The organism is Bacillus sp. FSL M8-0063, assembly GCF_038005545.1.
Lineage (GTDB): Bacteria > Bacillota > Bacilli > Bacillales > Bacillaceae_G > Bacillus_A > Bacillus_A wiedmannii.
In genome coordinates, this window is record NZ_JBBOTJ010000001.1 from 2445493 (window position 1) to 2464425 (window position 18933).

Here is an 18933-nt window from a genome sequence, read left to right on the forward strand (position 1 = left end):
GCAGGGGTATTATTTATTGGAGGTACTTTCATATGCATATTAAAGACACTCTTCCTCATCGTTATCCTTTTTTAATGATTGATAAAGTAACAAATATAATCCATAGTCAATCCGTTACGGGATATAAACTCATTTCAAATAATGAGTGGTTTATAAATGATAATCAAAAACATATGCCTCATATGTTAATTGTAGAAGCACTTGCTCAGCTTAGTCCATTTGTACATACAAGTGACTCTGAAGGGCTAGGCTTCCTCTCCTCATTAGATGGGGTTGAATTCCATGGAAACGCATTTCCCGGTGATAAGCTTGATTTACATTATGAGCTAACTCGTAATCGACGAGGTTTTATTCTCGGTAAAGGTACTGCAACTGTTAACGATCAGCCGATTGTAACTATAGAAAAACTATTAATATATCAAGCAGAATAGAGATGATGTAATTCGTCGGGATATCTCACTCCTACAAATTCGTTTCACTAATATGAACAGAGTAAATAAATTACTTGGTTAGGGGCATGAAAATGGAAAGTACTATCGGTATCGATGCCGGAGGAACATTAACGAAAATTGCTTATTTGAACGAACAAAAGCAATTAGCTTTTGAAAAATTTTATTCAAATGAACAAGATAAAATAATAAATTGGCTTAAGAAAAACACTCGTATAAAACAAATATGTATTACAGGTGGTAAAGCAAAACAATTACAGCAACTACTTTCACACTCATATAAAATAGTAGAACGAAACGAATTTGAAGCTACTCTAATAGGTGTCCAATACATATTAAAAAAAGAAAAATATGATATAAATAACTTTATATTAACAAATATCGGTACAGGTACTTCCATTCATTACGTTTATAATGACCAATATATTCGCGCTGGTGGAACCGGTGTTGGCGGTGGTACTATTATGGGGCTTTCAAAATTGTTAACAAATATAGACTATTTTGAAGATGTGATTCCTTTAACAAAAGTAGGTTCTAGAAAAGAACTAGATATTACGGTTGGAGATATTTATGGTGGCATTCTCTCTCCTATTGATAATAGCTTAACTGCAAGCAATTTCGGAAAAGCTACCAAAACAGATTCAAATTTTAGTAGTGCTGATATACTAGCAACTGTGCAAGGGCTTGTAGGTGAAGTCGTTACTGCATTAAGCCTTCAATTCGCCGAAACAAAAAACATTGACCATATTATTTATATTGGTTCCACTCTATGTAATAACGTACACCTTCAAAATATTATTAGTAACTACACAAAATATCAAAATAAAACACCAATCTTTTTACGAGATGGTGGTAATAGCGGTGCGATTGGTGCTTTACTTCATGTTACGAATAAAAAAAGCTGACTTTTGTCAGCTTTTTTGCAACGGTACTTCAAATTCAATAATCGATTTCCCGTTTTCTCCAATTCGCTTTACACTAATTCTATCAATTACACATTGTAACTTTTCAGGGAAACTCTTAATTTCCTTAGCTACTTCAGCAGCTAACTCAGTACTTTCTTTTCTCCCGACTGTTACATGCGGTATGTACGAAATATCTTCTTTCAAAAATTGTAATAAAGCGCCTGTATACAGCATATCATGAAGTTCTTCTATTTGTTTTTGCCCCTTTCCAACTCGTAAAAATAAATATTCCCCTTCACTCGTAATTTGATTCGCAAATTCAATTTCTACCTCCTGTATCCCTTTTGATAATTTTAAAATATGTAATTTCAGCTCATCATTTGAAGTCGAGCTTTCAAATGGGAATACAATTGTAATATGCGGTGGGATTAAACCGAATAAAGGATCATGTTGTTTCCTAATGTCCTCTATTTCATTAATAGACATGTCGTTTAGAAAAAGTAAAATTGTACGCATTTTTATATCCCCTACTTTCTCTTTTTTATATTCATCATATTGTATGGTAGCTTGCACTTCAACAAATGATTTCAATTACATATAAAAAGAAAAAACTTCTCAAAAGAAAAGTTTTTTCTTATAAAGCATGATTACTATTTTCCCGCCAAACTTTCCTAAACTTTATATAACTAGCTATTCTCCAAGGGATAATATACGATACTGCAATAACATAAAATAATAAACCAATCGTTTGTTGATCTAAGTCAACAATATATTGTCTTGAACCGTATCTTAAAACGACAAGTGCAATAAAAGTAATTAAAAAGGCTGCACTTTTTTTCGTATAAATATTCCCATCATCTCTTCGCTCATAATTTGTTAAAACTATAAGTGGTACGGCGAAAAGAACCCCAATGAATGCTGCTATTATACCTTGTAAAATAGCTGGATGTACGGGACCAAAAAACCATAAAACACCAGGTGTTAAAAATAGTAATGGCCACAAAATACGTATCCCACTGCCCTTTATTGGCTTATACATAGAACGATAACGACGCCAGAGTATTAGTAGTGCAATGCATAAAAAGACTGTAACGAGTGAAGATGTATCTCTCATTTGTTTTTCCTACTCTCCCAAAATATTTACTTAATTACACTTTAAATTGTTTGCTCAAATGATACTTTTTGAATAAATATACCGCTAGTCACGATATAGACGATAGTTAATATAATTGAAATGACAATAAAGTATGGGATATCTATTAAAGATAGATTAGATGTAGAATTTAAATCCTGTATTCCTACGTCTGCATAAAGCACACTATTCAATGATATAAAAAATGTTCCGCCTATCATAAGACCAATCCACTTAAAACGTTTCTTAATCACTACTGCTACTTGAAAGAAAGTTGCTATTGTAACATACAATAATAGTTGTACAATAAACTGTTTAACTGAGTGTTCTCCTAACCTTTTGCATTTGGTACTAAAATCGCTAGATAAATAACGTTAAAGAGAAAATTCTTCTCCATCGTATCCTTACCATCAAACCAATATGTCTCAACCATATCTTCTGTAAAGGCTCCATTCCCTCTTGCACCATAGTTTACCTTTATACTTTCATTCTCTAAACTTATACTTTGAAATGTTTCACCACCGGGTAAATGATTAAGAATTGCAACCACATCTGAGTTATTATCAAACATATGTCCCAGCATATTTCTTAAAAGCACCAGGTTCAATATCAGATATTTCTTTTATTCTTTCTCCGCTAGAACAAGCAGAAATAAGTAAAAAAATTGTTAGCATAACAACCACATTACGATGCATATATTTCATTTAGCATCCCCCATTATTATCGATATTTCGTTCATTACAATACTTCTTCTCAAAACCCTTTAAAATATACGCATTTTAATCAAAATTAAAAATTTTCGATTTTTATGTTTACAATTATCCATTAATTGTATATACTTACTAACGTAAGAAAAAATTCTAAAAGGAGGTCGAAGGAAATGATGAAATTACAATTACATGCTTTAACTTTAGCGTTAACTGCACCTTTGTTTTTCGGACAATTAAATATGAATTCGACCACCCTAATGGAGAATTGAAAATCGCACTTTATTTCTATTAATTCATAAATTCGCCACAGGAGGTCGTATACTTTCCTGTGGCTTTTTGACGCCCAGCCGTAGGAGAACTATATCTTCCTGTGGCTTTTTTGTGCGATTTTTTAGCCTCTTATATTATTTTTTAAAGAAAGGAGCAACATTCGATGACTATTAGCGTATTGTTTTTAAGTATTACGATTCAAAGAAATACAATTTCCAAAGATGAAATTTTTCATAACGAGCAAATTGAAAAAGCTATGAATGATGTTAAGGAGCGCCAAGCGCTTTATTGTGATCACCTGTAATTCCTTTTCGAGAGGAGGAATTCATTTATGGCTTTTCATATTTTCTTTTTTACAACTGTACTTCAGAAAAAGACTTTATCTGAAGATGAAATCATTCGTAAACAACAATTAAAGCAACTGACTGATAAAATGACTGACATTAAAAGTTCATACTATACGCAAATGTATTAAAAATATATTTTTAAGGAGCAATACCTTCATGAAATTTAAAGCATTCTTTTTAACAATCACCATTCAAAAACGTAAGCTTTCTCAAAGTGAGATTTTGCGTGAGCAACACATTCAAACTATTATGGACGAAGTGAAAGAGCACCAAGCTTCTTATTACAGCCGTCTTTTCTAAATAACTTTTAAAGGAGCAATACCTTCATGAAATTCAAAGCATTCTTTTTAACAATCACCATTCAAAAACGTAAGCTTTCTCAAAGTGAGATTTTGCGTGAGCAACACATTCAAACTATTATGGGTGAAGTGAAAGAGCGTCAAGCTTCTTATTACAGCCGTCTTTTCTAAATAACTTTTAAAGGAGAAATATCCTAATGAAATTTAAAGCATTCTTTTTAACGATTACCATTCAAAAGCGTAAGCTTTCACAGCAAGAAATTTTGCGTGAGCAACACATTCAAACTATTATGGGCGAAGTGAAAGAGCGTCAAGCTTCTTATTACAGTCGCCTTTTCTAAATAACTTTTAAAGGGGAAAAAACATATGAAATTTAAAGTATTCTTTTTAACGATCACCATTCAAAAAACTAAGTTCTCAGACAGTGAGATATTGCATGACCATCAAATTAATAAAGCTATGGAGGATGTAAAAGAACGTCAAAGTCACTACTGTAGCCATCTATAATTCCTTTCGAAAGGAGGAATGTATCATGAAGTTTCACCTTTTCTTTTTAACAATTACAATTCAGAAAAAAAACTATTCTGATGCGGAATTAAAACAAGAACAACAATATAAACAGGTTATAGACGAAATTCGAGATCGTAGAAGCAAATACTACTCTCACCTATAAATCTTTAAAATATAAAAATTGAAAGGAGTCGATTATGATGTTGATAGCACGTTCTAAAGAAATGATTTGGATAGTTCAGAGGGATTCCACATAGTTTTATAGACATACTATCACACAAGTATATCGTTATATTTGATGTGTAATAAATATATAATAAAATTACACCCGTACACTTTTAATGTTGAGTAATAAACAAAAGATACACCACTTAAAAAGCGGTGTATCTTTCTCAATTTATACTATTTCCGATTATTTCGTTTCGTCTTAAACAATCTCACTAAGTTCGAAACAACTGTTTTCGTTACTGCATAAACTGGCACTGCTAAAATCATTCCGATAATTCCCGCAAAGTTACCTACCCCTAAAATTAAAATAATAATTGTTAAAGGGTGGATATTTAATTTTGAACTCATAATACGCGGTGAAATGATGTTACTTTCAAACTGTTGTACAATTGTTACGATAATAATTACGTACAACGCTTGCATCGGAGATACGAACAGACCTACAATAACAGCTGGTGCTGCACCAATAAATGGACCTAAGTTAGGAATGATATTTGTAAATGCTGCTATAATTCCTAAAACGAAAGCGTACGGTAAATCGATAATTAAATAACCGATAAAAGTAAAAGCACCTACAAATATACAAACGAGCGCTTGCCCTTGAATATACGCAGATAATGTTTCGTTCGTTTCCTTAATGATACGAAGTCCTTCTTCACGGTAAGACACAGGTAATAGACTAACTGCTTTCCCTGGAAACGCATGTCCATCTTTAAACATATAAAATAAAATAAACGGTACTGTGAAGATAACTAATGCAACGTTTGTGATAATACCAAATAAAGCCGTTGCACTCGACGTAATCGTGTTTGGTATATCCTTTAAGTATTCAATCGCGTTTTTCTCAATTGTTTCAATGGAAACGTAGTTTTGTGTAGATAACCATTCAAATAATCTGTGATGGGATAAATCTTGTATGTATAGTTTTCCCTCTTTAATATAACCTGGCATATTTTTTACTAAATCCATTAACTGTTGTGAGATCGTTGGAACAACTACCCCAACTCCAACTGCAGTTAATGTTATAATAAAAAGATATAACAGTAAAATCGCTAAATTTCTAGGTACTTTTTTTTTCTCCAAAAAGACTAACAATGGGTTAAATATGAAGTATAAAAATAACGCGATTAAGATTGGGAAAAACAACGTAGATATGAAGATACCAATCGGTTGAAATAGAAACGATATTTTTGTGCAAATAAATATGATCGCTACAACCATTAGCACTTCTAATGTCCAAAAGTGCACTTTCGATTTCAAAAAAACGTCCTCCTTTAAACTAGCACTTCTCTTCATTGTACCAAAATAAGCAAGAATTTCACATAATATTTTCCTTTACAATATTCCAAAATACCAATAAATACACTACAATGAGATTACATACAAATTTGCAGGTAAAGGTGATAAAAATGACACAATGCATCATATGCAGAAAAGATACGAAAGAACTTAGTGAACAATATGTCATCCCCGAAATATTATGTGGATATTATTTCACAAACTCAATTTGTGATACTTGCCATGAACAAATGACAACAAATATTGATCGTCCCTTAATTCGGCATAAATTAAGTCAATTTAAGATTGAACAAATGAAAAAACAAATTGATTCCCCGCTCTATACGAATGAACATGGTGAGGAACTTGCGGCTGCTGAGACAGATGTTGTTGAAGTAAGTGATGAAATACTTTATTCCAATACATTAATTATGAAACTATGTAAAAAGCACGATATTTCACTACATAATGAAATTTGGAAAGAAGAACGTGTAACGAAAGTAGCTAGCTCTATTCAACGTGAATTACTTTTAGATAACCGTAAATACAAAATGAGTGTATTAAAAATGGCTTATACTTTCGCTGTACAAGCTGTTGATGGCTATTTTGAAGATCCAGATGCGATTGATATTTCTAACATTCTATCAAATGCCGATTTTATGGAATTAAAAGAAAAAAGTATAGTTCGCGATTTAAGTAAAAGTTCTTTATGGAATACATTAAATACAAATAGCGAGAACCATTACTTTATTTTATTAAGTGATAAAGATGGCCTGTTCTGTTTCATTCGTCTATTTGATATATTTGACGTTGTCGTTCACTTATCAGAAAAGAGATATGAACTTTCATCTCCAATTGTCGGCGTAAATGATGTAAATAGACAGGAATTTTATATCCAAACTTTAAAACAGTATATGGATGGGCTATTTAAAGAAAAAAAACCTTCTATTTAATCGAAATCAGAACATACGGTCTCCTTTCTTGACGAAAAGACACTGTGTTATAATAAGTATGAAAAGAACAATACAATCACATAAACCAATTATTAATTGTAAATAAATAAAAAAGACCAGTGTGCGGCTACACACTAGTCCACGTAACTTAGCAGATTGGATTGTTCATTTATCCTATTTGTTTCTTACAAACAAAACAACCCACATTCTATTGGCATAGGTGGGTTGTTATTTTTTGAGCTTGTCTATTAAAACGACGACGAACGTTAACAATGCAACGAGAAACAGTCCACCCTGCAGTAACAACGCTATTTCACTCACGTATTATCACCCCCCTCCTATTCGGAGAAGTGATAATTGAACAACCAACCGTACCTTAAGTTACTATTTAATTTTACCATATTTTCTAATAGTTTACGATGAAAACCCGCAAGTGAAATACTTGCGAGTTTTTTATCCCGTATTAACAGGCAATAAACAAAATGTAGCAAAACATAGGTGAAACTGCCTGCAAATGCCCGATTGGTTCAACTAATAATCCTTTGGGACAATTCACCCAAAGGATTAAAGTTTCATTTTATTTCTCACTATTTTTTTAATGCATATGCATCAGCGATCATTTCCCCAACAATTTTATTTTCTTGTTTCTTCTCGTCTTTCAATAAAGGAAATAACATTTCTGCCACTTCATATGCCTCTTCTAAATGGGGGTATCCTGATAATACAAACGTATCAATTCCTAACGCTTCATATTCTTTTATTCTTTCTGCTACTGTATGCGGATCTCCAACAAGCGCAGTACCCGCACCACCTCTTACAAGCCCAATTCCAGCCCATAAGTTAGGACTTATCTCTAACGACTCTCTCGTACCTTTATTTAAGTGTGTCATTCGTTTTTGTCCGACTGAATCATATCTTGCAAATGTTTTTTGAGCGAGCTCAATTGTTTCATTATCTACATATTGAATTAACCTTTCAGCTTCTTCCCATGCTTCTTCTTCTGTCTCTCTTACAATTACGTGTAGTCTAATACCAAATTTTACGTTACGCCCCTTCTCTTCCGCAAGTTTTTTTACTTCATCTATTTTCTCTTTCACTTGCTCTGGTGGCTCGCCCCACGTTAAATATACATCACTATGTTCAGCTGCAACTTCTTTACCTGCAGCGGACGATCCGCCAAAATAAATTGGTGGATACGGTGTTTGAACCGGAGGAAATACAACTTTACTCTCCGTAACTTTAATATGTTTTCCTTCTAAAGAGATTGTTTCACCTTGTAATACTGACTTCCAAACTTTTAAAAATTCATCCGCTGCTTCATATCTTTCATCATGTTCAAGATATAATCCATCGCCATGCAATTCAACAGGATCTCCTCCAGCTACTACATTAATAAGTAACCTCCCATCTGAAATTCTATCAAATGTAGATGCCATCCTCGCTGCAACTGTCGGTGACATTAGTCCTGGTCTAACTGCTACTAAAAATTTTAATTTCTCTGTCTCAGCTGCAAGTGCCGATGCTAATACCCATGGATCTTCACACCCTTGACCAGTTGGAAGTAATACACCCGAATATCCTAAATAATCAGCTGCAGCTGCAACTTGTTTATAATAACCATACTCAGCTGCTCTTCCTCTTTTTGTCGTTCCTAAATATCGACCATCTCCATAAGCCGGAATAAACCATAATAATTCCATACCTTTACACACCCCTTATTTATTTTGAAACGCATACTAACATACTCTATATAAATTACCCCTAATAATTTACCCCGCTATTTGCGGGCAGTAAGATCCCCACCTTAAAATTCAGCGAAAGCAAAGAAGTTAGGTGGGGGATGACCCTCCCCACTGATTAAAGTTTCACTTTATATGTTAATTCCCTGTCTCTCCTTTAAAATTATCTCGCCATCTTAAAAACTTCACTTCTAGTAAACGTACGAGTGAATCAGAAAACTTTCCAACGAATGCAAAAATAATAATGCCGACAAATACGATATCTGTATTTGAAAATTGCCTTGCATCCATAATCATATAGCCGATACCTTCTGTAGACCCCATAAGTTCTGCTACTACTAAACTCACCCATGCAACTCCTAAAGATAACCTTGCTCCCAGTAATAGATTTGGCAATGCGGCAGGTAAAATTAATTTTGTAATTAATTTTCTTTTACTAAACTCTAACACTCTCGCAACATCGAATAGTTTTGAATCTACACCTCGTATCCCTAAAAACGCGTTTACGTATAAAGGAAAAAATGCACCGTCCGCAATTAATAATACTTTCGATGTTTCTCCAAAACCGAACCATAATACGAAAAGCGGTGCAACAGCTAAATGAGGTACAGTTCTTAACATTTGTACAGATGGATCTAAATATTGCTCACTTCTCGTTGAAAATCCAACAATCGTTCCTAAAATAATTCCTAAACTCCCGCCGATAAAGAAACCAGCCGCAGCCCTGAATACACTGAAACTTAAATGACCGAATAACTCTCCTGTTTTTATAAGTTCTTGAAAAGCTAGTAATATATCTAATGGTGTTGGTAAAACTGTTTTAGAAACTAAATCGAATACGCCGGCTAACTGCCAAATAATTAATACGATAATCGGTATAGTAATCGTTCTTACTAGCACTTTTACATTCGTCTTTCGCACTTTCTTTACATTATTTTTGCCAATCGTTATACCCGTTGGTTTCATAACAGCTTTCGTATTCTCCAATTTACAAAACCTCTTTTCATTTCGCCTTTAATGCTTTTTCTACGAAAGAATTGTCTACTACTTTATCTGTCTTAATTTCTTTCTTTATAGAGCCTAGCTTATATTGAAAATCCGCTGTCTTTTGCTGTTCCGCTATTATTTCTTTCGTTACTGGAACTAAAATTGGTTTGTCGTGATTAAACACTTCTTTTACAATTTCGGCATCTATTTTCTTTGCAGAAGTATATATTTTTATCGCTTCATCTAAGTTTGACTCTTGCCATACACGTGCTTTTTCATAAACTTTAAGGAATTTCTCAACTAATTCTGGGTGCTCCTTCGCAAATTTTGTTCTCGCAATTAAAAATTCTGGAGAAGAAACATTTAATAGTTCACCATCTGCAATAACTTTTGCCCCTTTATTTAACGTATGTAGCGAGATGAATGGATCCCATATCGCCCATACATCTACTGATCCGGATTCAAATGCCGGCTGTGCTTCATCTGGTTGTAACTGAATAACATTTACATCTTTCGCATTGATACCTTCTTTTTCTAAGGCTCGATACAATAAATTAAACGCGCTACTCCCTTTTGCTACCGCAATTTTTTTACCTTTTAAATCTTTTACACTCGTAATCTTACTATCTTTTTGTACAAGAATCCCTGTTCCTTTTCTCGCATAACTTGTATTAGCAATTTCGGTAAATTCAATACCTGCTGCTTGCGCTGAAATAACTGGGGAGTTCCCCACTTCACCAAAGTCTAATCGATTTGATGCAATCGCTTCAAAATAAGGAGGTCCGCTTTGAAACTCTGTCCATTTCACCTTAACCCCTTCTTTTTTAAACTCCTCTTCAAACCATCCTTTTTTCTGTGCTAATAATAGCGGGCTTAATCCTTGCTGTATACCAATTTGTACTGTTACATCTTCCTTCTTACTACTTGCTGTGCTTTTTTCACATCCAAATAAAAATAAAGAAATAGCTACTGCAAAAGAAAGAACTTTAATTTTTTTATACATATACTCACTCTTTCCCTATATACTTGTTTGAATTAATCCCCCGTGTTCAAACTGCTGTAATACTTTCTTTCGAATTTCTTGGAATGACTCCGAAGTTTTACTACGCGGATAAGATAAATTATTTTCAATCACTTTATGTATTTTTCCAGGCTTTGCACTCATGATGACAATTCGGTTCGAAAGATATATTGCTTCGTCTATATCATGTGTAACGAATATCATTGTCGTCTTTTTTTGTTCCCAAATGTTGAGCAGTACTTCTTGCAAATGACTTCGGGTAAATGCATCCAGTGCTCCAAATGGTTCATCAAGCAATAATACATTGGGATCCCTTAACAACGCTCTTGCAATCGCAACACGTTGTGACATCCCGCCTGATATTTCTTTCGGATATGATTTTTCAAAACCGTCTAATCGAACAATTTCAACCCATTCCTTTACCTTATCCTTCACATACTTATCTTTTAATGACAAATCAGCTGCAATATTTTCTTCCACTGTTAGCCATGGAAACAATCGATGCTCTTGAAATATAAATCCTTGCTTCTTACTCGGTTTTGTTATACGCTCCCCGTCAATAATGATTTCTCCTTCAAAATCGCTGTCTAAACCTGCAATAATTTTTAATAGTGTACTTTTTCCGCAACCACTCGGACCAATTACTGTAACAAAATCCCCTTTCTCTAATTGAAAATTAATATTCTCTAATACTTGAACCGTAGCATTTTGTTTCGAAAAATATTTTGATACTCCATCAATTGAAACAGTCACTTCTTCGCCTCCTTGAAATGATTCATCTAAATGAACAGATTCAGTATTTATGCAATAAAAAAACCAAAGGCATTTTATCAATAGATAAAATGCCTTTGGTTTCTCCAATCAGCAATACGTAATAGAATTAAGTACATATTATACAAATATTTCCGATAAGTCAACTGGGTTTTGTTTAAAAATACATATGATTCGTTTGAACATCCTTATTGTTATTTATTTAAAAATTATTTTTTATGGTTCTTAATCCACTGTAACCAATAAGAAAACTCACATGCCAAATGCATTTGATGCGATTTAATAAGGCTATTAGGACAAAGTGCCGGAAACTCTACAACTAGACTTACTTCTATACCAGTATCTGTATCTTTGAATTGATGTCGAACTCCACCAATAGTAGTACCGTCTTTCATACGTGCAACACCTGTTGATTGGTATTGATAAGACTTATCTCGAGGTGTCTTCAATCCCGTTTCGTCACCAAAAACAATAAAAAATTGAACTGGAAATGGAGAATTACCAGTAGTTTCGATAACCTCTAATTCATTTTCCCCAAAGGGTCTTAGTACGTAGTGATCTGGACAGGCTGATAAATTCACTTGATCATTTTCATCTGATTGTTCAAGCATAAAACTATCAATTCCATTTATCGCTTCTTCTGCTGTAATCCCATCTAAATAGATACTTGTTTTTGAAAATTTTCGTCTATCACCAGATAAAACAGTACAAATACGCATACCCATTTCACTTAATTTCAGTTTAATTTTCAACTTATCATACATTTCATTGTATGAATGATTTAACTTTAGTTCCGTTAGTTTTTTTTCATAACGTCTGTATCATTTAATTCCGGTTCTTTATGTCCTAATGTATTTAAAACTTTTTTAATACGTTCTCTTTTCCACTTTGTAAGTTGTTCATTCGAAATATTGTTTCCATCAATAATAATTTTCATATACATTCTCCTTCGATTTGATCGTATCGTATTGTATTTAATACTAAATTAATCATTTCTTGCTTCGTGTCTAGATTCAAATTCACCTCTGAATGAGCAATACTGCTAAGACCGTATAAAATAAATCCTGATGCTAATAATGAGTTACTAGTATTAAAAATCCCAGTTTTCACCCCTTCTTCGATTACTTGTCGAATTAATGGCTGCATTCGCGTAAATAATTTCTGTTCCAGTTGAAAATGTTGTTCCGTCTGAAACGAACTCACATTTTTATAGGGTGCTAATTTTTCGATAAATGTCCAAAATATATTTAGAGAATCTTTCAGCTTTTGCATGACAGACCGTTCATTAGAAATAAGTATTTCTTCAATTAACTCCATATTTTTCACAATAAAATCATTTAATACTTCATCAACAAAATTCTCTTTAGACTTGAAGTAATAATAAAATAAGCCCGTTGCTACACCTGCATGATTCACAACATCTTTTATGCTAAATCCTTTCATACCATTTTTCATATATAGTTCAAAACCAATATCCATCAACTCTTGCCTTCTAACATCTGGTTCTTTTGATATTCTTTTCATAGGTCATCTCCTACTATGTTTTACCTTCGACTGAATCTGATTCAATCATAAACGACTGAACTATATTCAGTCAATATTAGTTTCCACAAAAAAAGAGTAATCTCAAGAAATATACATCTAACCTTAGACTTATCAAAAAGTTAGATCATATAACTTAAGACTACTCAATTTCATTAAACACATATTTTCTTTTCAAATCGCTTTAGTTTAACCACACCATTTCTGTCTCTACAATCATTTGAGGAAGCGTATTTTGAATTATTTCCTCTAATGCTTCATTCACATCCCCCCCTCAAAACCCTCTAAAGGCTCAGGTAACTCATCCTCATCTAAAATAAAATATTCTCCACTTGGAAGTACCAATATATCAATAATTAAGTCTTCAAATGACACTAATTCGTCTGTTATTTGCGTATTTTTTACAACATTAAAATAAGAGCCTAAATACATTCCATTTTTATCTCTCCATATGTATAAATTGTACGGACGATTTTCCCAGTAGTATGCAATGGTGTAACTTCCTTTTGGGATTGTTAAACTCGCACGATGTGCAGTCATTGTAAATGAATACTGAACCTCATGAAATAACACGATACTTTGCAACTGCTTTTCAAGTAATAAGCAAGTGTGATCTACTACGGTCGAGTCATACCGAATTTTTCTTTCTATAATTTTACTTTTTGGTGTTAGTAATTTATTCATTCTTTGTTTCCCCTTATGCTATTTCTAATCTTAATTATATCCATTTATATAGTGATAAAGAAGTGTTTGGTCTCCAAATACACAATAAAAACTCCCTCTTATTTTAGAAGGAGTTTTTCACTGTCCATGTTTCATATTTTTTCACTTCTAATGGAAGCTCATTCGTTTTCAACCACTTCACTGCACTACATACAAGTGGAGATGAATTGTCTTCTGTAATGCTTTCTATAGAAACCCATCTCGCTCCTAAAGAATCTTGACCTTCAAATTGTTTTGGTACTATGATTTTCCCTGCACTCTTTTCAACATCATACAAAACTGCAATATGGTGTACATGTGTATAATCTTTAAACTTTGAAGGGTATTGAAAATCAACCGTACCTACTTGCTTTATAACCTTTACTTCTAATCCAGTTTCTTCTTTATATTCCCTATGGAGTGCCGATAACAACGACTCCTCTTCATTAAAGCTCCCACCAGGTAGATCATATCTGTTCTTATATGGACCTTTTGATTTATCAATTACTAATATATTATTATTTTCGATACAAATACCATACACACCAAGCGCACGATAAAAATTAGTAGCATTATTCATGGTTCAATTTCTCCACCATCACATCATAAAATTTTCGTTCCTCATCAACATTTAAGTAAACACGACTTACTGTTTTAGAAAATCCATATAATAATTGTGCTTTCATTGGCTCTTTGAGTATTATTTCAAATATTGGAGGTTCCTTTATAAATTCCATCACCGTTGCGTCAAGAACCTCTTTCTCTTTTTTTAAAAGTTCCCCTTTATAAAACGTAATCTTATCAATTTGTGTAAACGGTATAATGATTTTCTTCCCTAATCCAATTTGAATAATTACCTGTTCTTCCGTAACAATAATTGGATTTTTACGCATTGCTTGAATTTCAGCTAAAAAATAAAACATTGCATATACATTTAAAATAAGTAACACCCATGCTACAACTGGATTCCATTGATGAAACAAATAATGAAAACCGATACTTTCTATTAAGGTCGCATGGATGATCATAATATATACACCTATTGCACCAGTCTTTTTGTGATATGAGTATACGTATTCACCTTCTGGTACTTTTTCACGCCACGATAAAAATGCATAATAAATTAGCTTACACTCTGTTACAATGATATCTATTAATTTATTTCTTTTCATAGTGGCGTCAAACGCAGCATCAATTGCATAAGAAAATGAAGAATACTGACTTTTATATTCTTTATATTTTTTTATTATGTTAGGAAGCTTTCTAACAATTTTATATAGAAGGAATAACTCTAAACATACAAAAGCAATTTCTCCTGCAACTATACTATAAGAAACGTATGAAAAAGCTTGTAAATAGTCGCTTGGAATAATAAATCTTGCAAATATATAACCAGCTATTACAACAGAAAATATATACGTTAACGAGTATCTTTTTCGAATAATAAAGAAATACGTAATGACTGGAATTACAAACATGCAATCTAATAATGATCCAAGAACAACTTCTTTCGGAGTAGCTGGTACAATCGGAAGAGCATACAATAAATAGTTTGATAACAAGATTAAAGATACGAGTCCAATCCAGATACCTTTTCGCCTTCGCGAAAGTGCGACACTCATACTTTCACTCCTCTATTTAAAAACCTCATTTAAATGGTCTTTATAAAATGAAATAGCACGTTCAAATTCTTTAACTTCTTCTACTTTTACGACTGTTTCAAGTAATAATTTCATAGCGGATTCATGATCGTTTACGTTATATTTCGCTAATGACAAAAATACTTTCATCACATCATTATCTGGAAACTGCTGCAAACCTGTTTCTAAAACAGTAATTGCTTTGTCATACTCACCTATACAACGATATGTACTGCCAAGACCGATAAATGCACCGCAAAGCGACTCCCCATCAAGACCATTTGCAATTGCCTGTTCATAATACGGCACAGCCTCTGTTTCAAGCCCCATTACATCATGTATCCAGGCACATTGAAAAAGCACTTCTGCGTCTCGCGTAAAATTGGTTAACCCCATAAGTATCTCTCTAGATTGCGCATATTTCTTTTCATTTCTTAGTTTAATCGCTTGCTTTAATAAATGTTCCATAGAATCCACTCCTCACCAATTATTTTATGTATCCATCTTGAATGGTTAACATTTGTGTAAAAGTAAAATTCCCATAAATTAAAGTTTCGCTTACCTATATATACTATGCGGATTCACTCTTATCCAAATACTTAAAATTATAAAGCAATAATGTGATTACATAGTACTTCTAACCTTTTGACAATTTCTTTCGCCGTTTCATCTTTCCCATTACATAACTTTCCTTTACCGTCCTGTCCAATTACGTAGTGCACCGCTCCGCATGAATATAAAGAATGCGGTGAATTTGCAATCATTACATTTGCCTTAGATTCTTTCATTCTATTTTTCGTTCTTTCAAACAATTCTTCTTCATTTACATCACTTTCAAGTTTAAAGCCAACGAGTACGGTTTCTGGATCCCACTCTTTTATTTGCTTTAATACTTTTGGAGCCTTTTGAAAATGAATAATTGGCGCTATATCACTTGAGATTTTCCCATTCATATCAAGAACATTACCATCTTGATCACAAATTTTGTCTACAACCCAATCTGATCCAGCCGCTGCCATAATGACCGCATCGACCTTTTCATGCGTAATGATACTTTTCATTTTATCTTGCAAATCAACAATTCCTTCAAACGGGTGTAATTCTAATTGATTATTTACATCGTTCGGTTTCTCAGCGAAATAACCGTGTAAATATATAACATGTGCTCCTTTACTTATAAGCTCTTCCGCGATTATTCTTCCAATTGTACCTTTTGCCATATTCGTATGCCCACGTACTTGGTCCCATTTCTCTAAACAACCACCACTCGTAATTAATACCTTTTTCCCCTTCATTGTAACCATCCCTTACTGATTTTTCTTACGAAACCATTCTGTTCCAAAGTCAACGATATCTCGTTGCTTCATAAGACGGCACGTTGCATTTCCTATTTTTCCATTTGTTACTGTTCCTTTTCGCTCAAACTCTACACCGATTTCTACAAACTTATCAGAATCGTAATCCATATCAACAAACTCTTTCCATACTCTTTCACCATTTTCTAAAATAGGTGCGCCTACTTTTATTAACTCACATGCACCAGTACGTACTTCAGATAAATGTACAGACGTATTGGAATCATATCCAACACCAATTAATAATATGTATCCGTCTAAATCATATATTTTTCTTAATGGAGATTCCTCTCCTAAACTCATTGATAGCGACTGATTCATCGTTATTTCTTCTGCATGTTTTCCCCATGCAGCAAAACTTCCTAATGGATGGTTGCTGCGTACTACATCCGGATATGTACGAAAACATTCAACTACTTTTCCCATTGCCCTTGTTGGTGTTATATGTGGTTCAAACGCCGGGACGTTATCTCGAATGATTTGCCACCATTCTTCAGGTACAGGTGGTCTTGACCAATGTTTCGGATCAGATAAATCCGAAGATTGTGTTGGCATAATAATTGTTCCCTCTTCCGTAATAACTTTCATTAACGCCTCTACTACCGCAACTGCTCCGCCAGATACCCAGCCAATAGAACTTAGCGAAGAATGCACAATAACCGTCATTCCTTTTTCTAACCCTAATTCTCTTAAATCATTTGTAATTGTTTTGATTGTATTTGGCAATTGTGTACTTGCCACTATGTCATTCATTTTCACGATTGTTCCCCCATTTTTTAAAACTAATACATACATATATTATCATATTTTTCTTAATTTTTAACTTAATCATTTTTCATATTTATAAAATAGCGAACTATAAAAACAAATTGTTTTTTAATATATATAGCAAGGACGTTTAACATTTCTTACAAACATGTAGTTTTTATCAATAAACAAAAATATTTTTCAAATCAATTACAAATATAACACCGAAAAAAAGAATCACATATTATGTTAGTGATTCTTTTTTTATAAGAGAACGACGCCCCATTCCAACCGAAAAATGGCATATTTAATTTTAAAATGTGTTTCTTATAAAAAGTTTTCAATTTATGTATTTAAATCTCGAACTTCAGGAACATTTGAACTTATTTTTGCCCTTGTAGTTGCTCTACTATAGTTTTTGCCTGTGTATCAAGTCTCTGGGCCGCTTCACCAATACCATTGAATTCATGAACTGCTTGTTCTATACATGAGTAACTTTCAGTAACTCTCTTTTCTGATTGAAGGGTCCCTGCACTAATCTTTTGTACCTGTTTGGTTATATTCTCTACATTAAAGTGTACATCTTTCGTTACGGCTTTAACTTTATTTGCTAAATTACGAACTTCATTTGCAACAACATTAAAACCACTACCATAGGTACCTGCATGGGCGGCCTGAATTCCAGCATTTAAGGCCAATAAATTAGTTTGTGTGGCAATTTCATTAATCGTTTTCACCATGTCGCGTATCATATTAGTTTGTACGTTAAGCTCTTGTAATAACTTCATATTGTCATTAGTTTGTTCGACTATTTGTTTAATAGCCGCGGAAACCATATGACTACGCTTAATCCCTTCTTGCACACGTTCCTTTAGATTTTCCGCCATCTCTTGCAATTCAAATGTTACCTTAGCCGTCCCATTCTCACGCGCAGTAATATCTGTAGCGACTTTAATAACCGCTTGAATTTTTCCATTCTTATCTACAACAGGGGTATATGTCGCTTCTAGCCATATAATTTTCCCTTGTTTAGTAATTCTCTGTATTTTCCTTTGAAATGAGACTCCATTCCGAAAATTTCTCCAAAAGATATCATATTCTGGACTTTGAGCAAACTGTGAAGTACAAAACTGACGATGATGACTGTTTAATAGTTCATCCACTTCATAGCCCATTGCATATGCAAAATTATGATTTGCCCATATTACTTTTCCATAGGGATCAAACTCAATCATAGCTAGTGAACGTTCTAATGCAGCAAGTACCTCCCCTTGATTTAATACTTGTGTACTAAGTGAAGTAGTTTTTGAAATATGATCACTCTTCATATGCTTTTCCCCATTTCAAA

At 33.3% G+C, this 18933-nt stretch carries 25 protein-coding genes and 4 pseudogenes; 10 read left to right on the top strand and 19 right to left on the bottom strand.

Annotated features, from left to right (window positions below):
• Positions 1 to 32: 32 nt before the first annotated feature.
• Positions 33 to 431, top strand: coding sequence for a 3-hydroxyacyl-ACP dehydratase FabZ family protein (locus tag MKX31_RS12340; RefSeq protein ID WP_098102550.1), 399 nt, complete (start codon positions 33 to 35; stop codon positions 429 to 431).
• A 92-nt stretch (positions 432 to 523) separates the two neighbouring features.
• Positions 524 to 1354 (top strand): type II pantothenate kinase, encoded by an 831-nt coding sequence (coaW, locus tag MKX31_RS12345; protein ID WP_088046644.1) that lies wholly within the window; start codon positions 524 to 526, stop codon positions 1352 to 1354.
• 6 nt (positions 1355 to 1360) lie between these two features.
• Here coaW and MKX31_RS12350 read toward each other — a convergent pair whose 3' ends face one another.
• The 4 genes and pseudogenes from MKX31_RS12350 to MKX31_RS12365 form a co-directional block, all read right to left on the bottom strand.
• Positions 1361 to 1870: a 2'-5' RNA ligase family protein gene (locus MKX31_RS12350; RefSeq protein WP_340980919.1), complete on the bottom strand. Its 510-nt coding sequence runs from the start codon at positions 1868 to 1870 to the stop codon at positions 1361 to 1363.
• Positions 1871 to 1988: 118 nt separating this feature from the next.
• A complete protein-coding gene (locus MKX31_RS12355) occupies positions 1989 to 2468 on the bottom strand; it encodes a CcdC family protein (RefSeq protein ID WP_064475568.1) in 480 nt (159 codons plus the stop codon).
• Between the two features lie 41 nt (positions 2469 to 2509).
• Positions 2510 to 2821: pseudogene (locus MKX31_RS12360) on the bottom strand (DUF4052 family protein); the annotation flags it as partial.
• Positions 2821 to 3190 (bottom strand): annotated as a pseudogene (locus MKX31_RS12365) (DUF4825 domain-containing protein); the annotation flags it as partial. The pseudogenes MKX31_RS12360 and MKX31_RS12365, both read right to left, overlap by 1 nt.
• Positions 3191 to 3629: 439 nt before the next feature.
• Here MKX31_RS12365 and MKX31_RS12370 point away from each other — a divergent pair.
• The 7 genes from MKX31_RS12370 to MKX31_RS12400 are packed head-to-tail and all read left to right on the top strand — an operon-like array spanning position 3630 to position 4785.
• A complete protein-coding gene (locus MKX31_RS12370; protein ID WP_000156189.1) occupies positions 3630 to 3770 on the top strand; it encodes a YrzI family small protein in 141 nt (46 codons plus the stop codon).
• Between the two features lie 27 nt (positions 3771 to 3797).
• Positions 3798 to 3941 carry a YrzI family small protein gene (locus tag MKX31_RS12375; RefSeq protein ID WP_064475571.1) on the top strand — a complete coding sequence of 48 codons (144 nt, stop codon included), beginning with the start codon at positions 3798 to 3800 and terminating at the stop codon, positions 3939 to 3941.
• Positions 3942 to 3969: 28 nt separating this feature from the next.
• Positions 3970 to 4113 carry a YrzI family small protein gene (locus MKX31_RS12380; RefSeq protein WP_017560126.1) on the top strand — a complete coding sequence of 48 codons (144 nt, stop codon included), beginning with the start codon at positions 3970 to 3972 and terminating at the stop codon, positions 4111 to 4113.
• 26 nt (positions 4114 to 4139) lie between these two features.
• The gene (locus MKX31_RS12385) at positions 4140 to 4283 is read left to right on the top strand and encodes a YrzI family small protein (RefSeq protein ID WP_098111721.1); all 144 of its coding nucleotides are present in this window, start codon (positions 4140 to 4142) and stop codon (positions 4281 to 4283) included.
• 26 nt (positions 4284 to 4309) lie between these two features.
• Entirely contained in the window at positions 4310 to 4453 is a 144-nt protein-coding gene (locus tag MKX31_RS12390; RefSeq protein ID WP_000668981.1) for a YrzI family small protein, read from the top strand.
• Positions 4454 to 4478: 25 nt separating this feature from the next.
• Positions 4479 to 4619: a YrzI family small protein gene (locus MKX31_RS12395; RefSeq protein WP_000669812.1), complete on the top strand. Its 141-nt coding sequence runs from the start codon at positions 4479 to 4481 to the stop codon at positions 4617 to 4619.
• Between the two features lie 25 nt (positions 4620 to 4644).
• Complete coding sequence (locus tag MKX31_RS12400; RefSeq protein ID WP_064473550.1) at positions 4645 to 4785, top strand: YrzI family small protein; 141 nt, start codon at positions 4645 to 4647, stop codon at positions 4783 to 4785.
• Positions 4786 to 5024: 239 nt separating this feature from the next.
• Here the strand turns inward: MKX31_RS12400 and MKX31_RS12405 are convergent, their stop codons facing one another.
• Positions 5025 to 6110: an AI-2E family transporter gene (locus tag MKX31_RS12405; protein WP_340980920.1), complete on the bottom strand. Its 1086-nt coding sequence runs from the start codon at positions 6108 to 6110 to the stop codon at positions 5025 to 5027.
• Between the two features lie 149 nt (positions 6111 to 6259).
• Here MKX31_RS12405 and MKX31_RS12410 point away from each other — a divergent pair, with 149 nt between their 5' ends.
• Positions 6260 to 7081 (top strand): HNH endonuclease, encoded by an 822-nt coding sequence (locus MKX31_RS12410; protein ID WP_064475576.1) that lies wholly within the window; start codon positions 6260 to 6262, stop codon positions 7079 to 7081.
• Between the two features lie 228 nt (positions 7082 to 7309).
• Here MKX31_RS12410 and MKX31_RS12415 read toward each other — a convergent pair whose 3' ends face one another.
• The 14 genes and pseudogenes from MKX31_RS12415 to MKX31_RS12480 all read right to left on the bottom strand — a co-directional run bounded on the left by MKX31_RS12415 (position 7310) and on the right by MKX31_RS12480 (position 18913).
• Complete coding sequence (locus tag MKX31_RS12415; RefSeq protein WP_001289320.1) at positions 7310 to 7402, bottom strand: putative holin-like toxin; 93 nt, start codon at positions 7400 to 7402, stop codon at positions 7310 to 7312.
• A gap of 266 nt (positions 7403 to 7668) precedes the next feature.
• On the bottom strand, positions 7669 to 8781 hold the full coding sequence (gene ssuD, locus MKX31_RS12420; protein ID WP_340980921.1) for an FMNH2-dependent alkanesulfonate monooxygenase: 1113 nt from the start codon (positions 8779 to 8781) through the stop codon (positions 7669 to 7671).
• A gap of 177 nt (positions 8782 to 8958) precedes the next feature.
• The gene (locus tag MKX31_RS12425; protein WP_340980922.1) at positions 8959 to 9807 is read right to left on the bottom strand and encodes an ABC transporter permease; all 849 of its coding nucleotides are present in this window, start codon (positions 9805 to 9807) and stop codon (positions 8959 to 8961) included.
• Positions 9808 to 9823: 16 nt separating this feature from the next.
• A complete protein-coding gene (locus MKX31_RS12430) occupies positions 9824 to 10810 on the bottom strand; it encodes an aliphatic sulfonate ABC transporter substrate-binding protein (RefSeq protein WP_340980923.1) in 987 nt (328 codons plus the stop codon).
• Between the two features lie 15 nt (positions 10811 to 10825).
• Entirely contained in the window at positions 10826 to 11581 is a 756-nt protein-coding gene (locus tag MKX31_RS12435; protein WP_064475580.1) for an ABC transporter ATP-binding protein, read from the bottom strand.
• Positions 11582 to 11808: 227 nt separating this feature from the next.
• Positions 11809 to 12536 (bottom strand): annotated as a pseudogene (locus MKX31_RS12440) (hypothetical protein).
• On the bottom strand, positions 12533 to 13123 hold the full coding sequence (locus tag MKX31_RS12445; RefSeq protein ID WP_340980924.1) for a TetR/AcrR family transcriptional regulator: 591 nt from the start codon (positions 13121 to 13123) through the stop codon (positions 12533 to 12535). Before MKX31_RS12445 ends, MKX31_RS12440 begins: the two are co-directional and overlap by 4 nt.
• 202 nt (positions 13124 to 13325) lie before the next feature.
• Positions 13326 to 13825 (bottom strand): annotated as a pseudogene (locus MKX31_RS12450) (DUF402 domain-containing protein).
• Positions 13826 to 13928: 103 nt separating this feature from the next.
• Positions 13929 to 14423 carry an NUDIX hydrolase gene (locus MKX31_RS12455; RefSeq protein ID WP_327942739.1) on the bottom strand — a complete coding sequence of 165 codons (495 nt, stop codon included), beginning with the start codon at positions 14421 to 14423 and terminating at the stop codon, positions 13929 to 13931.
• A complete protein-coding gene (locus tag MKX31_RS12460; protein ID WP_340980925.1) occupies positions 14416 to 15465 on the bottom strand; it encodes a hypothetical protein in 1050 nt (349 codons plus the stop codon). Before MKX31_RS12460 ends, MKX31_RS12455 begins: the two co-directional genes overlap by 8 nt.
• A 12-nt stretch (positions 15466 to 15477) precedes the next feature.
• Entirely contained in the window at positions 15478 to 15951 is a 474-nt protein-coding gene (locus MKX31_RS12465) for a tetratricopeptide repeat protein (RefSeq protein ID WP_064475584.1), read from the bottom strand.
• A gap of 137 nt (positions 15952 to 16088) precedes the next feature.
• Positions 16089 to 16778: a phosphopantothenoylcysteine decarboxylase domain-containing protein gene (locus tag MKX31_RS12470; RefSeq protein ID WP_340980926.1), complete on the bottom strand. Its 690-nt coding sequence runs from the start codon at positions 16776 to 16778 to the stop codon at positions 16089 to 16091.
• Positions 16779 to 16790: 12 nt separating this feature from the next.
• Complete coding sequence (aacC, locus tag MKX31_RS12475) at positions 16791 to 17591, bottom strand: BA2930 family N-acetyltransferase (RefSeq protein ID WP_141669125.1); 801 nt, start codon at positions 17589 to 17591, stop codon at positions 16791 to 16793.
• A gap of 377 nt (positions 17592 to 17968) precedes the next feature.
• Entirely contained in the window at positions 17969 to 18913 is a 945-nt protein-coding gene (locus tag MKX31_RS12480) for a methyl-accepting chemotaxis protein (protein WP_340980927.1), read from the bottom strand.
• Between the last annotated feature and the right edge of the window lie 20 nt (positions 18914 to 18933).